The sequence below is a fragment of the Stenotrophomonas sp. S49 genome, assembly GCF_016624905.1.
GTDB lineage: Bacteria > Pseudomonadota > Gammaproteobacteria > Xanthomonadales > Xanthomonadaceae > Stenotrophomonas.
The window spans coordinates 67,608-90,424 of record NZ_JACVUD010000006.1 but is presented as its reverse complement, the minus strand read 5'-3'; the positions used below and the strand labels follow the sequence as shown (position 1 = coordinate 90,424).

The 22,817-nt window shown below is 67.1% G+C and carries 22 protein-coding genes; 12 read left to right on the top strand and 10 right to left on the bottom strand.

All coding sequences use genetic code 11. The features are described 5' to 3' along the window. Window positions 1–111: 111 nt before the first annotated feature. Window positions 112–699, top strand: coding sequence for a hypothetical protein (locus IAE58_RS02610; RefSeq protein WP_199933413.1), 588 nt, complete (start codon window positions 112–114; stop codon window positions 697–699). Between the two features lie 58 nt (window positions 700–757). On the opposite strand, the gene IAE58_RS02605 is transcribed toward IAE58_RS02610, so the two are convergent. Continuing rightward, window positions 758–949 carry a DUF2158 domain-containing protein gene (locus IAE58_RS02605; protein WP_199933414.1) on the bottom strand — a complete coding sequence of 64 codons (192 nt, stop codon included), beginning with the start codon at window positions 947–949 and terminating at the stop codon, window positions 758–760. An 824-nt stretch (window positions 950–1,773) separates the two neighbouring features. On the opposite strand from IAE58_RS02605, the gene IAE58_RS02600 reads away from it, so the two are divergent. Continuing rightward, the gene (locus tag IAE58_RS02600; protein WP_199933415.1) at window positions 1,774–2,271 is read left to right on the top strand and encodes an ImmA/IrrE family metallo-endopeptidase; all 498 of its coding nucleotides are present in this window, start codon (window positions 1,774–1,776) and stop codon (window positions 2,269–2,271) included. Between the two features lie 208 nt (window positions 2,272–2,479). Next, the gene (locus IAE58_RS02595; RefSeq protein WP_199933416.1) at window positions 2,480–2,833 is read left to right on the top strand and encodes a hypothetical protein; all 354 of its coding nucleotides are present in this window, start codon (window positions 2,480–2,482) and stop codon (window positions 2,831–2,833) included. Window positions 2,834–2,905: 72 nt separating this feature from the next. Here IAE58_RS02595 and IAE58_RS02590 read toward each other — a convergent pair whose 3' ends face one another. The 3 genes from IAE58_RS02590 to dtd form a co-directional block, all read right to left on the bottom strand. After that, window positions 2,906–3,184, bottom strand: a complete 279-nt coding sequence (locus IAE58_RS02590; RefSeq protein ID WP_199933417.1) for a hypothetical protein — start codon at window positions 3,182–3,184, stop codon at window positions 2,906–2,908. A 1,086-nt stretch (window positions 3,185–4,270) separates the two neighbouring features. Beyond that, entirely contained in the window at window positions 4,271–6,127 is a 1,857-nt protein-coding gene (gene rpoD / locus IAE58_RS02585) for an RNA polymerase sigma factor RpoD (protein ID WP_108757267.1), read from the bottom strand. 90 nt (window positions 6,128–6,217) lie between these two features. After that, window positions 6,218–6,658, bottom strand: a complete 441-nt coding sequence (dtd, locus tag IAE58_RS02580) for a D-aminoacyl-tRNA deacylase (RefSeq protein ID WP_108757268.1) — start codon at window positions 6,656–6,658, stop codon at window positions 6,218–6,220. 62 nt (window positions 6,659–6,720) lie between these two features. On the opposite strand from dtd, the gene IAE58_RS02575 reads away from it, so the two are divergent. The 4 genes from IAE58_RS02575 (at window position 6,721) to IAE58_RS02560 (ending at window position 10,958) form a co-directional block, all read left to right on the top strand. Beyond that, on the top strand, window positions 6,721–7,641 hold the full coding sequence (locus tag IAE58_RS02575; protein WP_108754273.1) for a lauroyl acyltransferase: 921 nt from the start codon (window positions 6,721–6,723) through the stop codon (window positions 7,639–7,641). Between the two features lie 62 nt (window positions 7,642–7,703). Next, on the top strand, window positions 7,704–8,837 hold the full coding sequence (gene ribA / locus IAE58_RS02570; protein WP_199933418.1) for a GTP cyclohydrolase II RibA: 1,134 nt from the start codon (window positions 7,704–7,706) through the stop codon (window positions 8,835–8,837). Between the two features lie 76 nt (window positions 8,838–8,913). Continuing rightward, entirely contained in the window at window positions 8,914–9,420 is a 507-nt protein-coding gene (locus tag IAE58_RS02565) for a PH domain-containing protein (protein ID WP_199933419.1), read from the top strand. Then, window positions 9,417–10,958 carry a PH domain-containing protein gene (locus IAE58_RS02560; protein WP_199933420.1) on the top strand — a complete coding sequence of 514 codons (1,542 nt, stop codon included), beginning with the start codon at window positions 9,417–9,419 and terminating at the stop codon, window positions 10,956–10,958. Before IAE58_RS02565 ends, IAE58_RS02560 begins: the two co-directional genes overlap by 4 nt. Window positions 10,959–11,106: 148 nt before the next feature. Here IAE58_RS02560 and IAE58_RS02555 read toward each other — a convergent pair whose 3' ends face one another. Continuing rightward, window positions 11,107–12,165 carry a CDP-glycerol glycerophosphotransferase family protein gene (locus IAE58_RS02555; RefSeq protein WP_199933440.1) on the bottom strand — a complete coding sequence of 353 codons (1,059 nt, stop codon included), beginning with the start codon at window positions 12,163–12,165 and terminating at the stop codon, window positions 11,107–11,109. Between IAE58_RS02555 and IAE58_RS02550 the strand changes: the two genes are divergently transcribed. After that, window positions 12,164–12,970, top strand: a complete 807-nt coding sequence (locus IAE58_RS02550) for a glycosyltransferase family 2 protein (protein WP_199933421.1) — start codon at window positions 12,164–12,166, stop codon at window positions 12,968–12,970. The two genes, IAE58_RS02555 and IAE58_RS02550, sit on opposite strands and share 2 nt — an antisense overlap. 21 nt (window positions 12,971–12,991) lie before the next feature. On the opposite strand, the gene IAE58_RS02545 is transcribed toward IAE58_RS02550, so the two are convergent. The 5 genes from IAE58_RS02545 to def form a co-directional block, all read right to left on the bottom strand. Beyond that, complete coding sequence (locus IAE58_RS02545) at window positions 12,992–14,167, bottom strand: O-antigen ligase (RefSeq protein ID WP_199933441.1); 1,176 nt, start codon at window positions 14,165–14,167, stop codon at window positions 12,992–12,994. A gap of 232 nt (window positions 14,168–14,399) precedes the next feature. Continuing rightward, on the bottom strand, window positions 14,400–16,112 hold the full coding sequence (locus IAE58_RS02540) for a glycosyltransferase family 39 protein (RefSeq protein WP_199933422.1): 1,713 nt from the start codon (window positions 16,110–16,112) through the stop codon (window positions 14,400–14,402). A 22-nt stretch (window positions 16,113–16,134) separates the two neighbouring features. Then, window positions 16,135–17,466, bottom strand: coding sequence for a 16S rRNA (cytosine(967)-C(5))-methyltransferase RsmB (gene rsmB, locus IAE58_RS02535; RefSeq protein WP_199933423.1), 1,332 nt, complete (start codon window positions 17,464–17,466; stop codon window positions 16,135–16,137). A 3-nt stretch (window positions 17,467–17,469) separates the two neighbouring features. Next, the gene (gene fmt / locus IAE58_RS02530; RefSeq protein WP_199933424.1) at window positions 17,470–18,393 is read right to left on the bottom strand and encodes a methionyl-tRNA formyltransferase; all 924 of its coding nucleotides are present in this window, start codon (window positions 18,391–18,393) and stop codon (window positions 17,470–17,472) included. Between the two features lie 121 nt (window positions 18,394–18,514). Then, window positions 18,515–19,027 carry a peptide deformylase gene (gene def / locus IAE58_RS02525; RefSeq protein WP_108754282.1) on the bottom strand — a complete coding sequence of 171 codons (513 nt, stop codon included), beginning with the start codon at window positions 19,025–19,027 and terminating at the stop codon, window positions 18,515–18,517. Between the two features lie 128 nt (window positions 19,028–19,155). On the opposite strand from def, the gene IAE58_RS02520 reads away from it, so the two are divergent. The 4 genes from IAE58_RS02520 to IAE58_RS02505 all read left to right on the top strand — a co-directional run bounded on the left by IAE58_RS02520 (window position 19,156) and on the right by IAE58_RS02505 (window position 22,807). Further along, window positions 19,156–20,283 carry a LysM peptidoglycan-binding domain-containing protein gene (locus IAE58_RS02520; RefSeq protein WP_108754283.1) on the top strand — a complete coding sequence of 376 codons (1,128 nt, stop codon included), beginning with the start codon at window positions 19,156–19,158 and terminating at the stop codon, window positions 20,281–20,283. 89 nt (window positions 20,284–20,372) lie between these two features. Beyond that, entirely contained in the window at window positions 20,373–21,494 is a 1,122-nt protein-coding gene (gene dprA, locus IAE58_RS02515) for a DNA-processing protein DprA (protein WP_233614858.1), read from the top strand. Window positions 21,495–21,537: 43 nt separating this feature from the next. Next, a complete protein-coding gene (locus tag IAE58_RS02510) occupies window positions 21,538–22,011 on the top strand; it encodes a DUF494 family protein (RefSeq protein ID WP_108750316.1) in 474 nt (157 codons plus the stop codon). Window positions 22,012–22,051: 40 nt separating this feature from the next. Beyond that, on the top strand, window positions 22,052–22,807 hold the full coding sequence (locus IAE58_RS02505) for a GYF domain-containing protein (protein WP_199933426.1): 756 nt from the start codon (window positions 22,052–22,054) through the stop codon (window positions 22,805–22,807). Window positions 22,808–22,817 lie beyond the last annotated feature (10 nt).

Here is a 22,817-nt window from a genome sequence, read left to right as displayed (position 1 = left end):
CGCGGGCCCCGTCCCCCGGGGGCCCGCCGGCGGGGGGGGGGGGCCCACTCCCCCCCCCCCTCTTCTCTTCACCGCGGCTCAAGTGCGCGTCTGGACGAATGCGCCACCAGCATGCCCTGGCTCAACGCCGCACACCGCCTGCTACTACCGCTAGGTCTGCATCTTGCCCATGTGCATACACCCGTCTACCAGAAGGCGTTGGCCAGCGGCACCCACGAGGAATTGGCGGAGCTTCAGAAGGAGTTCGACCGCCTTTCAATCGACCTGGACCGTGTCCACTCGACGCACAACAGCCTCCACGAGACCCGCCACCCGATGGCGGTGAAGGAAGCCAGCGAGGCGCTGCCCGGCCTGCAGAAGAAGCTGGACGCCTGCTTCAAGCACGCGGAGGAGATGCAGAAGCGCAATCAGCGCCCGGCTGAACCACAGCCCGAGTCGACATTCTGCGGATTTGCATGCTTCGTGCCGATGAACGCGCAGCAGTCCAAAGTTGATCATCCAAGAGCTTCGCGCCCCACGTCATCCTCCGGGGCTCGTAGGCGCCAATATCGGCCAGACCTAACCCACACTACGGAATTTTCATTGCGCTTTCGGAAGGCGCTGAGCAATGACGTTGACAGGGCGACATTGCCGTCGGCGTTCTCACGGAGAAACTCATTCGCTTCTGCCTTGACTAGGCGATCGACTACGTCTTCCTGATAGAGGCAGCCCTCTGCCTCAAGCGCGGCTTGCATCCACTTTATGATCTCTTCGGCTCTCACTCCCGGCCCTCGGGGACCGCGTCAAGCATCTCTTCTGCAAAGAAGCCTACTTCGAGCTTTTTGCCGGCAAACCATTTGCATCGGTAGCTTGTACCGGATACACCGCTATGCACTTCGTACACAGCCATGTCGGGCCCACCAACATTCAGCTTTACTTTGTCGCCAACCTTGTATTTGTCCTTTCCCACAATATTTTCCTTTTCACCATTGAAATAAGCTCGAGGCGCGAAGACGTCTAGTTAGAGCCATCGTCAGACTTAGGGATGTTACTAATTCCATCCAGTTGACACACATCCACCAATAGCCAATTTTGCCCATAAAGGCGTGCTCTGTTCAACGTAGACTGCGCAAGGACTTTGCGGCTGCGCAGGCGGCGACCACTACGGAGTTTGGCAAGCAGAAGAGCGCACCTCTGTCGCCCCTGGACAATACAGGCGACGAGCTCGGCATGCTTCACCTAGTCGGGTCAGGCCAGGCGCGAGCGCGCAAGCAGAGACATGCGGATCCAGCACGACATGCAATAGTCCATCAACGAGGCGTACGCGGCGATCAGGCTTTACCGCACGCAGTCCTCGACGCATTGCTCATACCGATGGCGGACATAAGAGCGCAGGCTGACACAGTGGCGCCGGTGTAGCAGCCACGCCCGCCCGCTCGGATGGCGTCTACCCCCAGAGGGCCTAGTAAGAGGCTTAGCCTGATGCTGGATACCGCCGGACTCAATGACCAGCCGGCGGGCGGTGCGGCAGCCGATTGGGGGCGGCGAACGCGGGCGATCTGTGTCGGAGCCGAGGGCGTGCGTCGACAGGCGGCCATTAGGGGTTAAGTCCAATCAGAAGTGACGCCACGTGGCGGTGTGCAGTCAGGTGCCTCGGATGTTCAGGGTCGAGGACTTGACAAATTCCGACCAATGGTGGATAGGATACGAAAGGCGGATGGGATATGCATAGCGCCGGAATTGAGCGATACTCTCGCGGTTTACACCTTCCTAACGACCTTGCTGGAGGCTCTTATGATAGAACGCCAGTGGGCCGAGCACCTGATTCAACAACACTGGGCCCCTCGTCCTACCCCTGTCGACCCCGTTGCCATTGCCCGCGCGATAGGCGTGGAGGTTCGCTTCTGCTCTGCCTTTGAACCTGACTTTGCTTCTGGCGCAAGCGGCACGTTCGAATACGAGGGGAATCGGCCCGTGATCAAAGTTAACGCTGGCGACTCTCCTAACCGCCAGCGGTTTACCATCGCTCACGAGCTTGGTCATCACGTTCTGGGGCATGCAGTCGGCGGCAAGCGCTTCCGTGACACGTCGTCGACGTTGAGCGGCGGCAGCTATGATCCGGTCGAGGTTTCAGCCAACCGTTTCGCGGCCGAACTTGTGATGCCTGCTTATTCCGTCAAGGTCATGGTCGAGGACCGTCGCGTTTCTTCGATTTCCGACTTAGCTTCGGCAATGGGTGTGTCAGAGATTGCCATGCAGATCCGACTCAAAAACTTGGGTTACATCAGCTGAACACATGACCTCCAACGACTCATTTGGCACACGCATTAAGCGCGCATTCGCCGTCTTATTTGGACAAGACGGCGATGCCTCCCCCCCTATGCCAGGTGCTTTACAAGGCACTGCCCAAATAGCACCTCAGCCCCCGCCGTCACTACCCGCAACGGCGCCGCGAACTGACAATGTCCCGCCACCGTCTGCGGCTGACATCGACAGACAGTTGAAAGACTTCCGCGATGCCCGGATACAGCGCTGGACTCTCTATATATTCTTGATGGGCTTCAGCGCTGCATTTTTATGGCTCTTCCTACACATCGTATGCACGGCATGGGATGAGAAGACTCAACCCGTGATGATCGAGTTCGCGAAACTGGGCCCGAGCGCCACCACTCTTCTTGGCGCCCTCGTGGTAGCCATCGTTGCGATTCCACTTTCGCTTTGCCTAGCCTTGGTCAAGATGGTTTCGGCGCCCAAGCAATCGGCCACACCTGATGACTCTCAGAAATTTACGAGCGCCCTGTTTGAGCTGGGGAAGGCTTTCGCGCAGGGGCTCAAGTCCCTACGCGGGGAATAGGCATTAGCGGTAGTTCATCGGGAATTCTGCGAAGACCCCCACAGGCGTGAGCGCCGGCGGGGGTGATTTTGCCTAGAGATTATTCTTGAGCCATGTCACGCCAGACTGTTTGACGCCATATGTCGCCCACTCCCCGCGAGTGAGCAGAACTACCAAGAGCTCATCGTCCGCATCAAGAAATGGCTTAAGAGCATCTCGGATTGCTACACAGTTGCCGGGGTGGCTAATCAGCCAGGTCGAATCCAAGTGATGCCACCAGTTTCCAGCACTTATGCCCTTGATCTTCTCAATAAGGCCGTCGTAGTTCTTTCCTGCTTTATTGAGGTCGTAACCAATAAGGTAGACAGCCACAACCGCTCCTTAATGCATGTCCATGCGCGTCATTGCGCGAAGTATTCATACAAAAACGTGATGACTGGCGCAACTCGGTGTAATTTCGGTGTAACCGTGACGGAAAAACCCACCTATCGCGTGCGAATGACTGAAACGGCTGCGTGCCGGTACCACGTTAAAAATGCTGATTACTGAGAAAGAATGAGGAATCCAGCAATGCCCTGAAATGGGGAGGCGATGGATTATGAGTCCCCTGCTCTAACCGTTGAGCTATAGGCCCTGCGCAGCGCCACAGTGTAGTGGAGCCCGCCCTTACCTCGCTACTCAGTCATCGATCGCAAGCACCTTCGCCACCTGCCGCAGCCGATCTTCAGCAGCCTCCGCGTACACCTGCATCTGCAGCAAATGCTCACGAAAAAAGGCCACGGCGCTTCGCGCCCCTTCCAACCCCCGGCCGATTCTCCCCACCAAACCCCTCAACCAAACCCGCGCCAGACTGTGTCAGCAACGCGAACGTCGCTCGCCGGGCGAAGCCCCAGCGATCCTCAAGCTCGTCCCGGATTACATCATTCCAGTCCAGCAGCGGCGGGAGATTGGGAAAGTCTCAATCCGCCTCAACGGGCTCAACATCATTCATGACTGTACTCCAGATGCAGGGTCAATCGAAGCAACAGCCCGCCCCGGGAAGGGTGCGGCGTGTTGCGCGTCTGCATCGGTACCGGGTTCCCCGATCCGCCTACGAGGTGTGTTGAGCACCTGCCAAACCAGCGTGCGGCAGCCAGAGAGAGAATTCAAACGGCAGACGCGACACCGGGTAGGCGCAGCGGGCTAGGCCTGGCGCTACCGGGCGGGGAGTTGTGGGACGAATAGTGTTACGTAATCTTCGTCAATCACCGCGCCTCACACGTCCAAGCAGCAACGCAAGCCACTGTTTATAAATACATTTCATCCGCGGCGCGATGATAGACCGCCAGAATAATGTTACGTAACCAATACGAATCCAGATACGAATTGCGATACGAATCCACCAGACATGGCCCGCCGCCACCCCAAAAAAAACCCCGCCGAAGCGGGGTTTTTTCAACACATCAGCCCAACCAGATATCAGTCGATATCCAGGAAGCTGCGCAGCTGTTCCGAACGGCTCGGGTGGCGCAGCTTGCGCAGGGCCTTCGCTTCGATCTGGCGAATGCGCTCGCGGGTCACGTCGAACTGCTTGCCGACTTCTTCCAGCGTGTGGTCGGTGTTCATGTCGATGCCGAAGCGCATGCGCAGCACCTTGGCTTCCCTCGGGGTGAGGCCGGCCAGCACGTCGCGCACGGTTTCAGACAAGTTGATGTTGGTGGTGTTTTCGATCGGGGACTCCACGTTGGTGTCCTCGATGAAGTCGCCCAGATGGGAATCCTCGTCGTCGCCGATCGGGGTTTCCATCGAGATCGGCTCCTTGGCGATCTTCATCACCTTGCGGATCTTGTCTTCCGGCATGTCCATTTCCTTGGCCAGCTCTTCCGGCGTAGCCTCGCGGCCGTACTGCTGGAGCATCTGGCGGGAAATGCGGTTCAACTTGTTGATCGTCTCGATCATGTGCACCGGAATACGGATGGTGCGTGCTTGGTCGGCAATCGAGCGGGTGATCGCCTGGCGGATCCACCAGGTGGCGTAGGTCGAGAACTTGTAACCGCGGCGGTACTCGAACTTGTCCACGGCCTTCATCAGGCCGATGTTGCCTTCCTGGATCAGGTCGAGGAACTGCAGGCCACGGTTGGTGTACTTCTTGGCAATGGAGATGACCAAGCGCAGGTTGGCCTCGACCATTTCCTTCTTGGCCTTGCGCGCCTTGGCTTCGCCGTAGGCCATGGCACGGCTGATTTCCTTCAGCTCTTCCAGGTCCAGCTGGGTCAGCTTCTCGATGTCGATCGTTGCCTGCTGTTCGGCAATGATCTGGTCCTTCACTTCACGCAGGGCCGAGGACCACTTCTGCTTGCGCTTCAGTGCGTCTTCCACCCATTCCAGGTTGGTCTGGTTGCCTTCCCAGGAACGGATGAAGTCCTTGCGCGGCATGCGGGCCGTGACGGTGGCCAGGTTCAGCACGCGGCGCTCATGGCCCTTGATGCTGGCCATGGTGTCGCGCAGCTGCTTGGTCAGCACGTCGGTCAGCGGCAGCGGCAGCTTCAGGGTGACGAACACGGCCGACATTTCTTCGCGCAGGCGCGGCAGGTTCTTCTTGTCGTTCTTGCCGGCCGCCTTCTTGAAGGCATTGAAGGCATCGCTCAGCGCCTGCATGCGCGCAGCGACTTCTTCCGGGTCCGGACCGGTCGGTGCGGCTTCTTCATCGCCACCGTCGACATCATCGTCCTCGTCCTCGTCGCCATCGGCGTCAGCGTCGTCGCTGTCATCGGCGGCGGCGGCAGCCGGCGGCGCCGGCTCTTCGTCGGCCAGGTCGTTGAAGCCGACGATCACTTCGGCCAGGCGCTTCTTGCCTTCCTTGTGGGCTTCGTAATCGTTCAACAGCGATTCGACCGACACCGGGAACTGGCCCAGCGCGGCCTGCACCTGCGAAAGGCCTTCCTCGATGCGCTTGGCGATGGCGATTTCGCCTTCGCGGGTCAGCAGCTCGACGGTGCCCATTTCGCGCATGTACATGCGTACCGGGTCGGTGGTGCGGCCACCTTCGGTGTCCAGCGCGCTCAGCGCTGCGGCGGCTTCTTCGGCCGCGGTGTCGTCGACCTCACGGTTGCCCGTGTTGCCGTCGTTCAGAAGCAGGGTTTCCACATCCGGCGCAACTTCATGGACATCAATGCCCATGCCGTTGATCATGCCGATGATGTCTTCGATCTGTTCCGGGTCGACCATGTCGTCCGGCAGATGGTCATTGACTTCGGCGTAGGTCAGGTAGCCCTGTTCCAGGCCCTTGCTGATCAGTTGCTTGATTTCGGATTGGGCAGGACGTTCGTTGGCCATGTAGTGCTCGCGCCACCGGCTAGGGAGAAATAGGGAACGTAGCATTATACCAGCCCGGGGCCCGGCCTGCCGGGCGGTGGTCCCGGCGGCCTAGGGCCTGAGGAGGAAGGTCACGGGACCGTCATTGACCAGGCTGACGACCATATGGGCACCAAATCGGCCCGTTTCCACCCCCGGGGCATGATTTTCACGGCAGATATCGACAAATCGATTGAACCCGCGTTCAGCCTCGTCCGGCGGGGCGGCGCTGGTGAAGCTGGGCCGCATGCCCGAACGGGTGTCCGCGGCCAGGGTGAACTGGCTGACCAGCAGCAGGCCGCCGCCGGTATCGCGCAGCGAACGGTTCATGCGCCCGGCCTCATCTGCGAATACACGGTAGCCAAGCAGGCGTTCGGCCATGCGCTGCAGCTGCGCCTCGGTGTCGCCCGGTTCCATGCCCACCAGGGCCAGCAGGCCCGGGCCGATCTGCCCCACCGCTTCGCCCTCTACGTGGACGGCGGCCTGGCTGACGCGCTGGATCAGGACGAGCATGCGGGGGCTTCCTTTGAACACGGCCGGCCACGATAGCAGCGCCCTTGGCTAAACTGGGGGCGATGAATCCGCAACGCAAAGCCCGGCTGGTCTACCGCGCCACCACCCTGTTCGCCCGCCTGCCCTGGCCGCTGCTGAGGGGGTTCGCGCACGCCCTGGCCTGGGCGTGGATCCGCCTGGACGCCCGCGAAAGCCGGGTGACCCGCCGCAACCTGGAACTGGCCTACCCGGAACTGGACGCGACCACCCGCACCGCTCTGCACCGCCAGGTGCTGCGCTCGACCGCGCTGCAGGCCATCGAAACCCTGCGCCTGTGGAGCCAGAGCCCGGCTGACAACCTGCGCCTGCACCTGAAGGAGCGCCACGGCCAGGCCCTGTACGACGCCGCCCTGGCCAGCGGCAAGGGCGTGATCGTGGCCGCCCCGCACTTCGGCAACTGGGAGCTGTTGAACCAGTGGCTGGCCTCGCGCGGGCAGATCGCCATCGTCTACAAGCCACCGGAAGACGAAGCCGGTGATGCCTTCCTGCAGCTGGTGCGCGGCGGCCAGAACGTGCAGCAGGTGCGCGCCGAAGGCCCGGCCGTGCGCCAGCTGTTCAAGGTACTGAAGGACGGCGGTGCCACCGGCATCCTGCCCGACCAGCAGCCCAAGGCCGGCGACGGCGTGTTCGTGCCGTTCTTCGGCGTGCAGGCGCTGACCATGACCCTGGTCAACCGGCTGGCCGAGCGCACCGGCGCCACCGTGCTGTACGGCTGGTGCGAACGCATCGGTCCGGACATGGAATTTGCCCTGCACATTGAACCGACCGACCCGGCCGTGGCCGACCCGGACCCACAGGTGGCCGTGGCCGCCCTCAATGCGGGCATTGAACGCATTGCCCGGCGCGACCCTTCGCAGTACCAGTGGACCTACAAGCGCTACACGCTGCGGCCGCCGGGCAGCGGTGAAGACGATCCCTACGCCACCGAAAAGCACCCGCACTGACGGCCGGACGCCGGCGATCGCGCTATGTTGAATACGACGCCGGCGCCCCCATAGAGACTGCGATGTCCGCCTCCCCCGGTCCTGCCATGCCTGCTTCTTCCCTGTTCGGCGACCCTGCCGCGATCCGCTGCGAACGCGCGGTGGCCGAACTGCGCGCCGGTCGCCCGGTCCTGCTGCACGACGGCCAGGGCCAGCGCCTGGCGGTGATCGCGCTGGACAGCGCCACCGTCAGCAGCTTCGCCGCCTTCGCCAACGCCGCCCAGCAACGCCATTACCTGTTCCTCACCGCCACCCGCGCCCGCGTGCTGGGTGTGGAAGCCGCGCACGGCGCGCGCCTGCCACTGGCCGGCATCGCCTTCGATGCGCTGCCGTCGCTGGGCTACCTGCGCGAGCCGGGCCCGATGCCGGACGGCTGGAGTGCCGGCGATGCCTTCGACGCCGGCGCGGTGGAACTGGCCCGCCTGGGCCTGCTGCTGCCGGCCATGGTGGCGGTGCGCCTGGCCGCCGACGACCGCACCTTCGATGGCGCCGCCGACGTGGCCCTGTGCGATCTGGCCGAAGGCGCCGCCCATGCGGCCCACGATTACGAACTGGTGGCGCGTTCACCGGTGCCGCTGCGCGATGTGGGCATGACCACCTTCGCCGTGTTCCGCGGCGGTGTGGCCCAGCGCGACCAGGTGGCGATCATCGTCGGCGAACCCGACCTGTCGGCGGTGGTGCCGGTGCGCGTGCATTCCTCGTGCCTGACCGGCGATCTGTTCGGTTCGCTCAAGTGCGACTGCGGCGACCAGCTGCGGCGCGGCCTGCGCAAGCTGAAGGAACTGGGCGGCGGCGTGCTGCTGTACCTGGACCAGGAAGGCCGCGGCACCGGCATTGCCGCCAAGATGCGCGCCTACGGCTACCAGCACGACGGCCTGGATACCATCGATGCCGACGCGCAGCTGGGCTTCGGTGCCGACGAGCGCCGCTACGGCAGCGCGGTGGCCATGCTGCACGGCCTGGGCATCACCCGCGTGGCCCTGCTCAGCAACAACCCGACCAAGGCGCAGCGCCTGCGCAATGCCGGCATTGAAGTGCTGGACTGCATTCCGGTCACCGGCGAGATCACCGCCGAGAACGAGCAGTACCTGCGCACCAAGGCCGACCGCGCAGGCCACCTGCTGGATGTGGATGCGTTGATCCAGGCCGCCCAGTAACGCGGCCGATTTGCTACCGTCAGCGCGGTGCGGCTGCGGCCGCCACCGCCCGCCCTGCTGCCCGACGGATGCCTGCGTGACCGACCTGCCGATTGCCGACCCTGCGCCGCCCCTGGACCACTGGCAGCCGCTGCCTGCGCGCGCGGCCGCATTGGCCGCGCTGGAAGGCGCATTCGGCGGTCTATTCATTCCCGGCGCCCCGCTGGCCGCGGCCTGCTGGTTCTTCGATGCCCCCGGTGGCCTGTGGAGTGCCGGTGCCGCCCTGCTGGCCGGCGTGCTGTTCGGCGCATGGATCGGCCACCGCCGCACCCGCCGCACACGCTGGCGCCTGGACGCACAGGGCCTGGGCCTGCGCCGCGACCTGATGTGGCAGCTGGAAACACGCGTGCCGGTGTCGCGCGTGCAGCACCTGGATCTGCGCCGTGGCCCGCTGGAGCGCCGCGCCGGGTTGGCCACGCTGATCGTGCACACCGCCGGCACCCGCATGAGCGCGGTCACCGTGAACGGCCTGGACCAGGCCGATGCAGAACGCCTGCGCGACACCCTGGCCCACCAGCTGGACCAGGACGCCGACGCCCTGTGAGCCAGCCACCGCCCCTGCCTGCCGCGCTGCCCACGGGTGGCCAGGACCAGCGCCTGCACCCCTGGTCGTGGCTGTTCGTGCTGCTGATGCAGCTGCGCCATTACTTCCTGCCGCTGGTGGCGCTGCTGGTGTTCGGCCAGCGCGGCGACCGCGACCCGATGTGGGCGCAGCTGATTCCGCTGGGCGCCATCGTCGCCCTGGTACTGGTGTCGGTGCTGCAGTACCTCAGCTACCGCTACCAGATCGGCGCCGATGCGATCACCGTGCGCAGCGGCCTGCTCGCGCGCAACCGGCGCGAAATTCCCTTCGCCCGCATCCACAACGTGGAAGTGCGGCAGAACCCGCTGCACCGGCTGTTCGGCGTGGCCGAACTGCGCCTGGAATCGGCCGGCGGCGTACGCCCGGAAGCGGAAATGCGCGTGCTGCGGCTGGACCAGGCACTGGCGCTGGAACAACTGGTACGCCAGCGCGGCCAGGCGCCACAGGTCGTGGCCGACGATCAACCGCAGGCGGTCGCGCCGGACGATGCGCAGGACCAGGTGCTGCTGCGCCTGTCCAGCTGGGACGTGCTGCGCATGGGGCTGCTGTCCAACCGCGGCTGGGCGCTGGCGGTGGCCGCCTTCGGCCTGCTGTTCCAGACCGTGCCACGGCCGGTGATGGACGATGCGATCCAGCGCGGTGGCCGCCAGGCCTTCGGCTTCGTCAGCCACCTGCACCCGGGCACCACCGGTGCACTGCTGCTGGCGGCCAGCGTGCTGCTGCTGGGGTGGCTGGCGCTGCGCGTGCTGTCGGTGGCGCTGACTCTGCTGCGTTACCACGGTTTCACCCTGAGCGAGCGCGAGCGCCGCCTGACCGTGGCCACCGGCCTGCTCAGCCGCACCCGCAGCAGCGTGGCGCGGCGCCGCATCCAGGCCTGGACCCTGCGCGAAAGCACCCTGCACCGCTGGTTCGGGCTGCGCCAGCTGCGCATCGACAGCGCCGCCGGCGGGCCCTCGCGCGACGACGACCGCGCCCTGCGCGAACTGGCGCCGCTGGCGCCGGCGGCAACCTGCGACGGCCTGGTGCAGCACCTGTTGCCGCAGCTGCAGTGGCCACCGCCGCAGTGGCAGCCGGTGCGCCAGCGCGGCTGGTGGCGGCTGGCGCTGGGCAGCCTGCTGCTGGTGCCGCTGCTGGCCGCCGCTGCGTACTGGCGCTGGGGCGCGTTCGGGCTGTCCGTGCTGGCCTGGCTGCCGGTGGCCCTGCTGGCCGCGCACCGGCAGATGGCGCGCATCGGCTGGTACCTGGACGACCACTTCGTGGCCGTGCGCGGCGGCTGGTGGAAGCGCTGGTGGCGCTGGGCCGAACTGGACAAGGTGCAGGCCCTGCGCCTGCGCCGCACGCCGCTGGACAAGCTGCTGGGCACTGCCAGCCTGCAGCTGGATACGGCCGGCGCACACGGCGATGTAGCGCTGACCCTGAACTACCTGCCGCAGGCGCGCGCGCAGCAGCTGATGGAACAGCTGGCCCACGCCCTGGCCCGGCGCAAGCTGCGCTGGTGAGGCCGGGCTGGGCGGGGTCGGATCCCTTTCCACAGGAAAGGGCTCTGACCCCAGACACACACCATCCACGCATGGCGTGGATCTACTGGCGGGCGCGTGGCAACCCAACGGCACGGGGGTGCCGGCGGGTGCCGCCGACCGCCCCCTGTCAGCGCTGCGCCGGGCCCCAGTAGCCCAGATCCTTGCGGATCTGCAGATCGCGCAGCCAGGTGCCGAACGGCTTGCGCCGCAGCGCGCCCATCTCGCCGGCCAGGAAATCCTCGGTGGCGGCGATCACCCGCTCGCTGGAACGGCCATCGCGGTACGGGTGGATGGCATCGGCATAGCGCACGATTTCCGCCGTCAGCGCCGCATCGGGATGCAGCGCGCGCTGCAGCATGGCCGGCAGCAGTTCGGGCGCATCGAAGTCGATCATGTGCGGCTTCGGCACCCGGTTGCGGAAGGTCACCACCGGCTTGTGCTGCACGATGAACTCCGAAACGATCGACGAGGTGTCCGACACCAGCACGTCGGCGGCACGCTGCGCGGCCATCACCTGCTCGGGCTCGATGAAGCGCGCATTGGCGCCGGCCAGCGCGCGGTACTGTTCGAACAGTTCCGGCGGGCACTTGGGGTGCAGGGTCAGCAGCCAGTAGCGATCCCCGGCGGCGACGTCGGCCGCGATCTGCGCATGCAGGTGCGGGGCAGCACTCAGGCGCTCGGTGAAGGTGGAACCAAACAACACCACCGGGCGTCCGTCCGCCGGCGCGCGCAGCGCCGCGCTTTCACCGCCATCGTCGCGAAACAACGGGTCCAGCTTCGGCCAGCCGGTTTCGGCCACCGCGAAATGCCCCTGCTGTTCGGCAATCTGCCGGAACGGTGCGGTGGTGGCCGGGCCCTGGGTGCAGTACAGATCGAACATGCCGCGCACCCGGAAGTGGCCGCGCGCACTGTCGCGCTTTTCCACGTTGAAGCCATGGAACAGCTGCACCTTGGCCCCGGACAGGAAGGTCGGCACCCAGTTGGCCGCGCTGAACACCGCGCGCGGGCGCAGCGCCAGGGCCTGCTTCAGGCCCACCGTGGGCACCCCGGGAAGCTGGCTGCCAGCGGCGCCCCCCTCGAACCAGGCACTGACCTGCTGGCCCGAGGCGTGCAACGCCTGCGCCAACGGGGCGAGAATAGGCAGCGCATAGCGCTCCGTCGCAAACAACAGGTACCCGGCCATCATGTCCTCCACGACCGCTCCCATCGAACGGCCTCGCATCTCGGCGTGCATTATCGCGTTCAACGAGGCCGGCCGCATCGGCGACTGCCTGGCCTCGCTGGCCTTTTGCGATGAGATCGTGGTGGTGGACTCGTATTCGACCGATACCACCGTGGCCATCGCCGAGGCCGCCGGCGCCCGCGTGCTGCAGCGGCCGTTCGACGGCTTCCGCAGCCAGAAGGCCTTCTGCGTGGCGCAGGCGCAGCACGACTGGGTGCTGTGCCTGGACGCCGACGAGCGCGTCAGCCCGGAACTGCGCGCGGCCATCGAAGCGGCCCGCGAGGGCGGCTTCAGTGGCCACGCTGGCTACCGCTTCGCGCGGCTTTCCGAGTATTTCGGCAAGTTCCTGCGCCATGGCAATGCCTATCCGGACCGGGTGCTGCGCCTGTTCGACCGCCGCCACGGCGGCTGGCGCGGCAAGCGCGAGATCCACGAAGCGGCCAGCGTCGATGGTGCCGTCGGCACCCTGCGTGGCGACCTGATCCATTACCCGTACCGGTCCCTGCAGCAGCAGTTGGCCAAGACCGAAAAGTACGCGCGGATGATGGCCGAGCACGAGTTCGCGCGCGGCAAGCGGGCCACCTTGGGCAAGCTGGTGCTGGCGCCGGCCTGGCGGTTCTGGCGTGGCTTCGTGTTCCGCGGCGGCTTCCGCGATGGCTGGCATGGCCTGGTCTACGCCTACGTGCGCGCCAACTACGTGCGGCAGAAGACCATCATGCTGTGGATGCTGGGCAACGGCCAGGCCGTGGCCGATCCGCCGACCCATTGACCCGCCGGGCGTGGCCCGGCGCTACCGTCCGATGGCCGCCCGGTGCCGCGCGCCTTCCACAATGGAAAGACCAGCCAACAGGCCGACGATGGTCACGTAGAAGCTGGCCGTCATCTGGTGGGCGAACATCGACTGGGTCAGCCCGCACAGCACGTAGGCGACTACGATCATGATGCCAGCCGCCGCCGGCCCGCGGAACGTGGCGCGGCCACTGCGCCGGTGCAGGCGCACGAACACCCACAGCGGCACGCCGTACACCGCCAGCAGCAGCAACAGGCCCGGCAGCCCCTGGGTCGCGGTCCACTCGGCCAGGTCATTATGGGCATGGCCCAGGTGGCAGCGCAGTTCGCCCGGATCGGTGCGGCAGACCGGCAGGCGCTGCATGGCGTTATCGAACTGGCCGATGCCCACCCCGGTGAACGGGTGGTCCTTGAAGGTTTCCCAGGCCACCTGCAGGCGCTCCACCCGGGCACCGGCGGACGAATCGGCGTCGCCCTTCTCCAGCCGCTGCACGTCACTGTGCAGTTCGGTCAGGCGCAGCTGATGGCGCAGTTCGGGTACCGACAGCATCAGCGTGGCGCCCAGCGCCAGCATCACCCCCAGCACCGACAACCGCGCCGTGCCCGTGCGCCAGCGCAGACTGAGCGCCAGCACCACCAGCAGCGCCAGCAGCGCGGCGAACACCCCGCGGCTGCCGGTCAGCACGATGGTGCCGCAGCCGGCCGCCATGCCCACGATCACCAGCGACCAGCGCCGCGAGGGACGGCAGAACACCAGCAGCACCATCAGCACGGCCACGATGTCGGCCAGCACGATGGCATTGGTGGACAGCTCGGCCCGCGGCGCGCCCTGCAGCACCTGCACCAGGGCCAGCACGAAGGTACCCAGCAACCCGGCCAGGGCGCCACGCCACAGCCAGCGCATGTCCGGCCGCAGTGCGCATACCCACAGCACCAGCCAGGGAATGACCAGGAAGCGCGAGCGGTTGTCGACATCGCGCAGGCCCTGCTGGAACAGCAGGATCGAAAACACGCCCAGCGCCACCACCGCCAGCATCAGCACGATCAGCACTTTCAGGGTGGTCGGTTCGATGCGCCGGGCCCGCCACAGCAGTTCCGGCGCCAGCAGGGTGCTTACCAGCAGCAGCACGCCATAGCCCAACAGGTTGCTGGGCAGGGTAAGCACCAGCGCCGGCATGCAGAACAGGCCAACCTGGGCCAGCCAATGGGCCACGCCGTGGCGCCCCCCGGTGGGGGCCGCCAGCACGGTGCTGGCCCGCGCGTCTTGGTTGTGTGGTGAAGCTGCCACGTTCAGAGCGATCACTGCGTTCCTGCGGAAATTCCAGAGGCGTGGCCAGGCCACCCCCGCCCGTATCTTTTACTGTGTTTGCAGCCTGCTGGGCAGTCTGGACACACCAGACTGCGAACGCCTACTCATCATCCTGCATCTGCCGTTCACGTTCGCGCTCGGCGGCATTGGACACGCATCGCCCCTGCACTGCCGTGGCGGGCACCAACCACCAACGCCGACGGTTGGCGATACCGGCCAATTCAGCCTGGTTGCGGTCGATGCAGGGCAGCAGGGCGTCTTCCAGCACCAGCAGCCAGCGTCGTTGCGGCGCCAGCTGCTGCCAGCGCACGCCGGCCACCAGCTGTTCATCCCAATGCACCTTGAAGCCGAACGTCGCCGCCGGGCGGTCGGCCATCAGCAGGTTCTGTTCCTTCCACGCCACCAGACCCAGCTCGGCCTGCGGGCCGATGCGCTGGCCGGCGGCCTGCATCAGGCCCCGCGCCGAACTGGAGTCGTTCAACAGCGGGTAGCCCACCAGGCTGTACAGCACCCAGATCACGGTGAGCGTGGAGACCAGCGCCATGTGCCAGCGGCGGCGACCGAACAGCAGCAGGCTGGCCACGGCCCAGCCGCCCATGGCCAGTGCGGCCCAGGCCAACTGGTCCATCACCCCCGGCGCCATGCCGCGCGCCTGCTGCAGGCGCACTTCGAAACCGGGCTCGCCCATCAGCGCGGCCAGGCCGCCGCCCAGGGTGGCCACGGCCAGCAGCAGGGTGAAAGCGCCCAGCAGCCACTGCACGTCGCGCCGGCGCAGCAGGCCGGGCAGCAGCGGCGCCAGCGCCAGGCAGAACATCGGCAGCGACGGCAGGATGTAGACATCGCGCTTGCCGTTGGGGATGGAGAAGAACAGCACGATCAGCGCCCACCAGCCCAGCAGCAGCAGGTACCGCGCATCGCGCCGCTGCAGGCGCCGGCGCCACGCCGGAATGGCCCACGGCACCAGCAGGAACGCCGGGATCCACATCGATGGCATGGTGCCCAGGAAGTACCACCAGGGCTGGTGGTGGTCCCAGGACTGCGCGTAGCGCTTGGCCGTCTGCCGGAACAGGATGTCGTTCATGTACGCCTGGTACTCGCCCGACTTCGTGGCCAGCGCGGTCAGCACCATCGGCAGCAGCCACAACGCCACCGCCAGCGCGAACGCCAGCGGCGCCAGCCAGAACCGCACATCGCGCACATGCAGGCGCACCCGCGGCCAGTGCAGCGCCGAGGCGATGGCCGCCGGCACGATCATCAGCAGGGCGATCACCCCCACGCCCTTGGTGATCACCCCGATGCCGGCGAAGAACCAGCCCAGCCACCACCAGCGCCAGGCCGGGCCCAGCAGCAGGTGGCGCAGCAGGCCGTAGTTGGCCAGGGTGATGAACAGCACCACCAGGGGATCAATCTGCGCCTTCTTCGACTGGAAGGTGAACTGCAGCGCGAACAGCAGCGCCCAGCCGGCGTAAAGGCCCACGCGCCGCGTCCACAGCCGGCGGCCCAGGTCGACCACGCACCACAGCGTGCCCAGCGCGGCGATCAGCGAGGGCAGCAGGAACGCCACCCGCCAGTTGCCGATCACGCTGTACAGGGTGGCCTGCCACCACATCAGCATGGGCGGCTTGTCCGAATACAGCTCCAGCCCCCGGTGCGGGAACAGCCAGTCGCCGCTTTCCACCATCTGCTTGGCCACCAGGGCAAAGCGCGGTTCGTCCGAAGGCCACGGGTCGCGCAGGCCCAGGCCGGCGCCCAGCACCAGCAGGGCCATCACTACGAACAGCCACGTCTCGCGTGATGCGCGGGTTTTCAGCATGGGAACTCGGCGGTTGAAAAGGTCAGGCTGTTTTTAGCAGACGCGCGTAGAAAAATCCGTCAGCATCATCGCTGCCGGGCAGTCGCTGGCGGGCGATGCCCTCGCAATCCAGCCCGAAAGCGTCACCCAGCGGCGCGGCCTGCGCGTCCGGATGCCACTTCAGGAAGGCCCGCACCTGGTCCACGTTCTCGGCCCGCAGGATCGAGCAGGTGGCGTACAGCAGCACCCCGCCGGGGCGCAGCATCGACCAGCAGGCTTCCAGCAGACGGGCCTGCACCCCCACCAGCGCCTCAATGTCCTCGGCCCGGCGGTGGAACATCACGTCCGGCTGGCGGCGGATCACACCGGTGGCCGAGCACGGGGCATCCAACAGGATGGCGTCGAACAACGTGCCATCCCACCAGGCGGCGGTATCGCTGGCGTCGGCCACCTGGGTCTGCGCGCCCTCGCCTACCCCGGTGCGGGCGTAGGTATCGCGCGCGCGCGCCAGGCGCCGGGCATCGATGTCCAACGCCAGCAGGCGCAGGCTGGGGTCGCGTTCCAGCAGGTGGGCAGACTTGCCGCCCGGGGCCGCGCAGGCGTCGAGCACCCGTGCCCCGGGCGGCGGCGCCAGGGCGTCGGCGGCGCATTGCGCCGACAGGTCCTGCACCGACAGCGCACCGTCGGCAAACCCCGGCAGCTGGTGCACCGGCACCGGTGCGGCCAGGCGCAGGGCATCGCTGCACAGGGCGCTGGGTTCGGCGGCAATGCCGGCCTCGGCCAGCGCGGCCAGTGCCTTGTCACGCCCGCCCTGCTGGCGGTTGGCGCGCAGCCACAGCGGCGCCGGCTGCAGGCTGGCATCGAAGATGGCGCCGGCCTGTTCCGGCCAGTCGCGCTCGATGGCCTGCGCCAGCCAGTCCGGGAACGCGTCGCGGGCCGGCTGCTGCGGGAAGCCCTCGCGCTGGGCGCGGCGCAGGATGGCGTTGACCAGCCCGGCCTGGCGCTCGCGGCCCAGTGCGCGCGCGGCGTCCACCGTGGCCGACAGCGCGGCATGGGCCGGCAGTTCCAGCACGTCCAGCTGGGCAAAGCCCACCATCAGCAACGTGCGCAGGTCGGCATCGCGTGCCGACAGCGGCTTCTGCATCCAGCCCTGCAGCGCGGCATCGTAGGTGCTGCGACGGCGCAGCACGGCAAAGCACAGGGCTTCCAGCAGGGCGCGGTCGCGGGTGTCGGCCAGCTTGGGCAGCGCCCAGGCCAGCTCGGCCTTCAGCGAACGGCCGCGGGTGAACACCTGCGCCAGCACCCGTGCCGCCAGCATGCGGGTGGCCGCGCCCGGGGCGGCCTTGGCCACCGAAAAATCGTTCTGCTTGCCCACCCGTTACACCCCTGCGCGCAGATCGCGGCGCGCGTTGAGGTAATCGGCTGCGGTGATCGCCTTGCCGCCCTCGCGCTGCAGCACGCGCAGGCGCAGCGCGCCCTGGCCGCAGGCGATGTCGATGCCTTCACGGCCCGCCGCCAGCACGGTGCCGGGGGCCTGGCCATGGGCCAGGTCCAGCGCCACCGCGCCGTGGATGCGCACGCGCTCGCCGGCCAGCGTGGCCTCGGCAATCGGCCACGGGTTGAAGGCCCGCACGGTACGCGCCAGCACGTCGGCCGGCTGCGCCCAGTCCAGCTTGGCCTCGGCCTTGTCCAGCTTGTGCGCGTAGGTCACGCCCTGTTCCGGCTGCGGCCGCGCCACCGGCTTGATGCCGGCACGCAGCAGGCCCAGACCGTCGGACAGCACCTGTGCGCCCAGTTCGGCCAGCTTGTCGTGCAGCTGGCCGCCGGTATCGGTGGCGGTGATCGGCAGTTCCTGGTGCAGCAGCACCGGGCCGGTATCCAGGCCGGCTTCCATCTGCATCAGGCACACGCCGGTGCTGGCATCGCCGGCCTGGATCGCGCGCTGGATCGGCGCGGCGCCGCGCCAGCGCGGCAGCAGCGAAGCATGCACGTTCCAGCAGCCGTGCGTCGGAATGGTCAGCACCGCCTTGGGCAGGATCAGGCCATAGGCCACCACCACCATCAGGTCCGGCTGCAGATCGCGCAGCTGCTGCTGGGCCACCTCATCCTTCAGGGTTTCCGGCTGGTACACCGGAATGCCACGGGCCACCGCTTCCAGCTTCACCGGCGACGGTGCCAGGCCGCGGCCGCGGCCGGCCGGGCGGTCCGGCTGGGTGTAGACCGCCACGACTTCATGGTGGCGGGCAGCGGCGCGCAGCGACGACACTGCGAATTCCGGCGTACCGGCAAAGACAATCCTCATGGCGACCCCACTTGCAGGATGATTTCATGCAGAAAAAAGAACGGCGCCCATATCCGGCGCCGTGCGGCCCGCGCGCAGTGCGCAGGCGCGGGCCGGCGCAGCGGCCGGCCCGGCGTGGCGATCACGCCACGTGCTTGCGCTGCTTGGCCAGCTTCTTGCGCACCATCTCGCGCTTCAGCGGCGACAGATAGTCGATGAACAGCTTGCCGTCCAGGTGGTCCATCTCGTGCTGCACGCAGACCGCCAGCAGGCCGTCGGTGGTCAGCTCCTGCGGCTGGCCCTGGCGGTCCAGGAACTTCACGGTGATGGAGTCGGCACGGGTGACGTCGGCGAAGATGCCCGGCACCGACAGGCAGCCTTCCTGGTACACCTGGCCCCCGTCCTTGGCGACGATTTCCGGGTTGATGAACACCCGCGGTTCGTTCTTCTCTTCGCTCACGTCGATGACCATGAAGCGCTTGTGCACGTCCACCTGGCTGGCGGCCAGGCCGATGCCGGGAGCTTCGTACATGGTCTGGAACATGTTGTCGATCAGTTCCTGGAAGGCCGGCGTGGTGACCTCGGTGGCCTCGATCAGGGCCGCCTTGGTGCGCAGGCGCGGGTCGGGGAACTCAAGAATGGGGAGCAGAGCCATGGCAGTTTCCGGGTTGGGGCCGGGGCAACGCCGGCATACGTCGCAGATTCTATCTGCAACGCTTGCCTTGCGCCCCGGTTTCTGGACTATAGTGCGCCAACCTGTTGGGGAATCAGGGCTTCGCACCTATGTTGCTTCGTTTTCGTACGGTCGTCGCCGCGGCGATGCTGACCGTGGCTGCCTATGCTACCGCCGTTGAAGTGAATGGCGGGCACCCGGACACCTATGTGGTCCGCAAAGGGGACACGCTGTGGGACATCGCAGGCAAATTCCTGCAGAAGCCCTGGCTCTGGCCCGAGATCTGGCAAGCCAATCCGCAGATCGCCAACCCGCACCTGATCTATCCGGGTGACGTGCTCAGCCTGGCCTACCTGGACCGCGTGACGGCCAAGCCCGGCCCGCGCCAGGAAGCGCCCGTGACCGGCGTACCGCTGGCCCAGGTCGAGCCGTTCCTGAAGCAGCTCAGCGTGGTGGACAGCATTGAGGGCCTGCCCTACGTGGTCGGCCTGGAAGACAACCGCCTGCGTGCCACCGGCGGCCAGACCGCCTATGTCCGCCTGGCCGACGCCCAGCCGGGCCAGCGCTGGGCCGTGGTCCGCCCGACCGTGCGCTACGCCCAGCCCAAGCCCACCGAGGACCTGACCGCCAACGGCGACGTGACCCCGGGCAGCGGCAACCTGTGGAAGGCCTTCAACGCGCCCAACCACCGCCGCGGCGTGCTGGGTTACGAACTGGCCCAGGTCGGCCTGGGCACCATCACCCAGGTGGCCGGCGAGAAGACCGAAGCCTCCACCCTGGTGCTGGACAGCAACGCCAACGGCCGCGAAGTGCGTGCCGGCGACCGCCTGGTGCCGGTGGAAGCGCAGCCGTACGACCTGCAGTTCTTCCCGCACGTGCCGGCGGCCAGCGTGGAAGGCGTGGACGTGCGCGTGCTGGCGGTCACCGACATGTTCGATGCCGGCGGCCCGCGTGATGTCATCGCCATTTCCGCCGGCAAGGCACAGGGCGTGGACAACGGCACGGTGTTCTCGCTGTGGCGCCAGGGCAGCCATGTGGCCCACCGCATGAAGTACCCGAACTCCTCGCGCATGGACGATTCGCGCAGCACCGGCGCTGGCCGGGTCACCCTGCCGGACGAGTACGCCGCCCATGCCATGGTGTTCCGCACCTTCGACAACGTCAGCTATGCGCTGGTGATGCAGGGCGTGAAGCCGGTGAAGGTCGGCTACAGCGCACTGCACCCGGACGCGAAGTAAGGGCGTGCCGGGCACGCCCGGCATCCCCTGACACGCACATGCGACGGCGCCCTAGGGCGCCGTTGCTGCATGTGGCCGATAGTCGGCCGATGGATGAAACCCTCGCGTTGTTGACCCTGGTGCTGGCCGAAGGGCCGCTGGCACCGCGCCGCGCGCTGCTGCGCAGCGCCGGAACGGCCCGTGCCGCGCTGGCGCTGGGCGTTGCCGGCTGGCGCGCCCATGGCTGCACGCCCGCCCAGTGCGCCTCGCTGCAGGGCCCGGATGCCCGTTCGCTGGCCACCGCCCAGCACTGGCTGCAGGCGCCCGACCACCAACTGCTGGCCTGCACCGACCCGGCCCTGCCGCCGTTGCTGCAGGATCTGCCGAACCCGCCACTGGCGCTGTTCGTGGCCGGTGACCCCAGCCTGGCCTGGCGGCCTTCGGTGGCGGTGGTCGGCAGCCGCTCGCCCACGCCCGGTGGGCGCGCACTGGCCGCGCGGTTCGCCCGCTGTTTCGCCGAAGCCGGGCTGGCCGTCAGCAGCGGCCTGGCGGCGGGCATCGACGCGGCCGCCCACACCGCGGCGCTGGACGCCGGCGGCTGCACCGTGGCGGTGATCGCCACCGGGCCGGACCTGGCCTATCCGCCCGGCAACGCCCGGCTGCAGGCCCGCATTGCCGCCGAAGGCGTGGTCCTGAGCGAATACCCCCCCGGCATGCCGGCCCGGCCCGGGCAGTTCCCGGCGCGCAACCGGCTGGTGGCCGGGCTGGCCCTGGCCACGGTGGTGGTCGAGGCGGCGCAACGCTCCGGGGCGCTGATCACCGCGCGGCTGGCGGCCGAGGCCGGGCGCGAGGTCTGCGCGGTACCCGGTTCGGTGCTGAACCCGCGCGCGGCCGGCTGCCACCGGCTGATCCGCGACGGCGCCGCCCTGGTCGAGCGCCCCGAGGAGGTGCTGGAGCTGCTGGCCCCGGCCCTGCGCCAGCAGCTGCCGGACTTGCAAAGCCGGCTGGCGGCCCCCACTGAACAGGCAGTCTCGACAGCCTTGCCGGCGCACTGGGCCGGTGACCGCAACTACCAGACCTTGTGGCGCGCGCTGGACCACGACCCAATCAGTATGGATTCATTGATCACGCGCTGTGGATTGACGGCGCCGGAGGTGTCCTCCATGCTGCTGGCCATGGAACTGGCGGGAATCGTGGTGTGCGTACACGGCCGCTACTGTCGAACTCCCTAGTTTCTTCACCTCCACAGCGTCGCCCGACGCAGGCCGAGGGGCAATGAAAGAGAGCATCCTGGACGTACTGCTGTACCTGTTTGAACACTATTTCAGCGAAGATGCTGACCTGATCCGTGATCGCGACTCGCTGCAGAATGGCCTGATACAGGCCGGTTTCAGCCCTACCGAGATCAACAAGGCGTTCGACTGGCTCGACGCGTTGGCCGCCCAGCGGCCCAGCGTGGCGCAGGCCCGGGTCGATGGCCCCGTGCGCATCTACCACGGCCCCGAGCTGGACAAACTGGACGTGGAATGTCGCGGTTTCCTACTTTATCTGGAACAGCACGGCATCCTCGATGCCGACCAGCGCGAGCTGGTGCTGGACCGTGCCATGGCTCTGGACCAGGACGAACTGGACCTGGATGACCTGAAATGGGTGGTGCTGATGGTGCTGTTCAACCAGCCCGGCGCCGAGGCGGCCTACGCCTGGATGGAAACCCAGATGTTCGTGGACGAGCCAGAACCGCTGCACTGACCGTACACTTGGGGGCCGTGCGCATTCAGGAGCGTCCCCCGTGAGTGAGTGGTTCCATGCAGAAGGCAATCGCCAGCAAGGCCCGTTGCCTGCGGAGCAGTTGATCGCGCTGTTCCGCAGCAACCAGATCAACCTGGACACCCTGGTGTGGCGCGACGGCTTGCCGCAATGGCAGCCGCTGCGCAGCGTGGTCGATGAGCTGGGCCTGATCGTGCCGGCGATGGATGCACCGGCATCGATCGAACCGCCGCCGCCGCCGGCACCGCCAGCACTGCCCGAAGTCCCGCTGCCGCCTACCCTGCCACCGGCCACGCCCTACGCGGCCGCCCCGGCCATGGCCGCACCGCCGCCGAAGAAGGGCCTTTCCGGCTGCGCCATCACCGCCATCATCGGCGGCGGCCTGCTGCTGATCCTGGTACCGATCTGCGCCATCCTGGCCGCGATCGCGCTGCCGGCCTACAACGACTACACGCTCAAGTCCAAGGTGGCCGGCGCGATCACGGCGCTGCAGCCGCTGAAGGACCAGGTGCAGCACTTCGCCGACGACGAGGGCCGCTGCCCCGGCGCCAATGATGCCGGCTTCCCGGGCGCGGGCGATTTCGCCGCGCAGGGCCTGTCGGCCGTGCATATCGGCCGCTTCAACAATGGCCACTGCGGCATTGAAGCCACGCTGTCGGTGCCGGGCAAGACCATCGATGGCGATCTGCTGTGGCAGGAATACGACCGCGACAGCGGGCGTTGGGAATGCAGCGGCGAAAGCGACGACAAGTACCTGCCCGTCGCCTGCCGCGGCTGAACGGCACAGG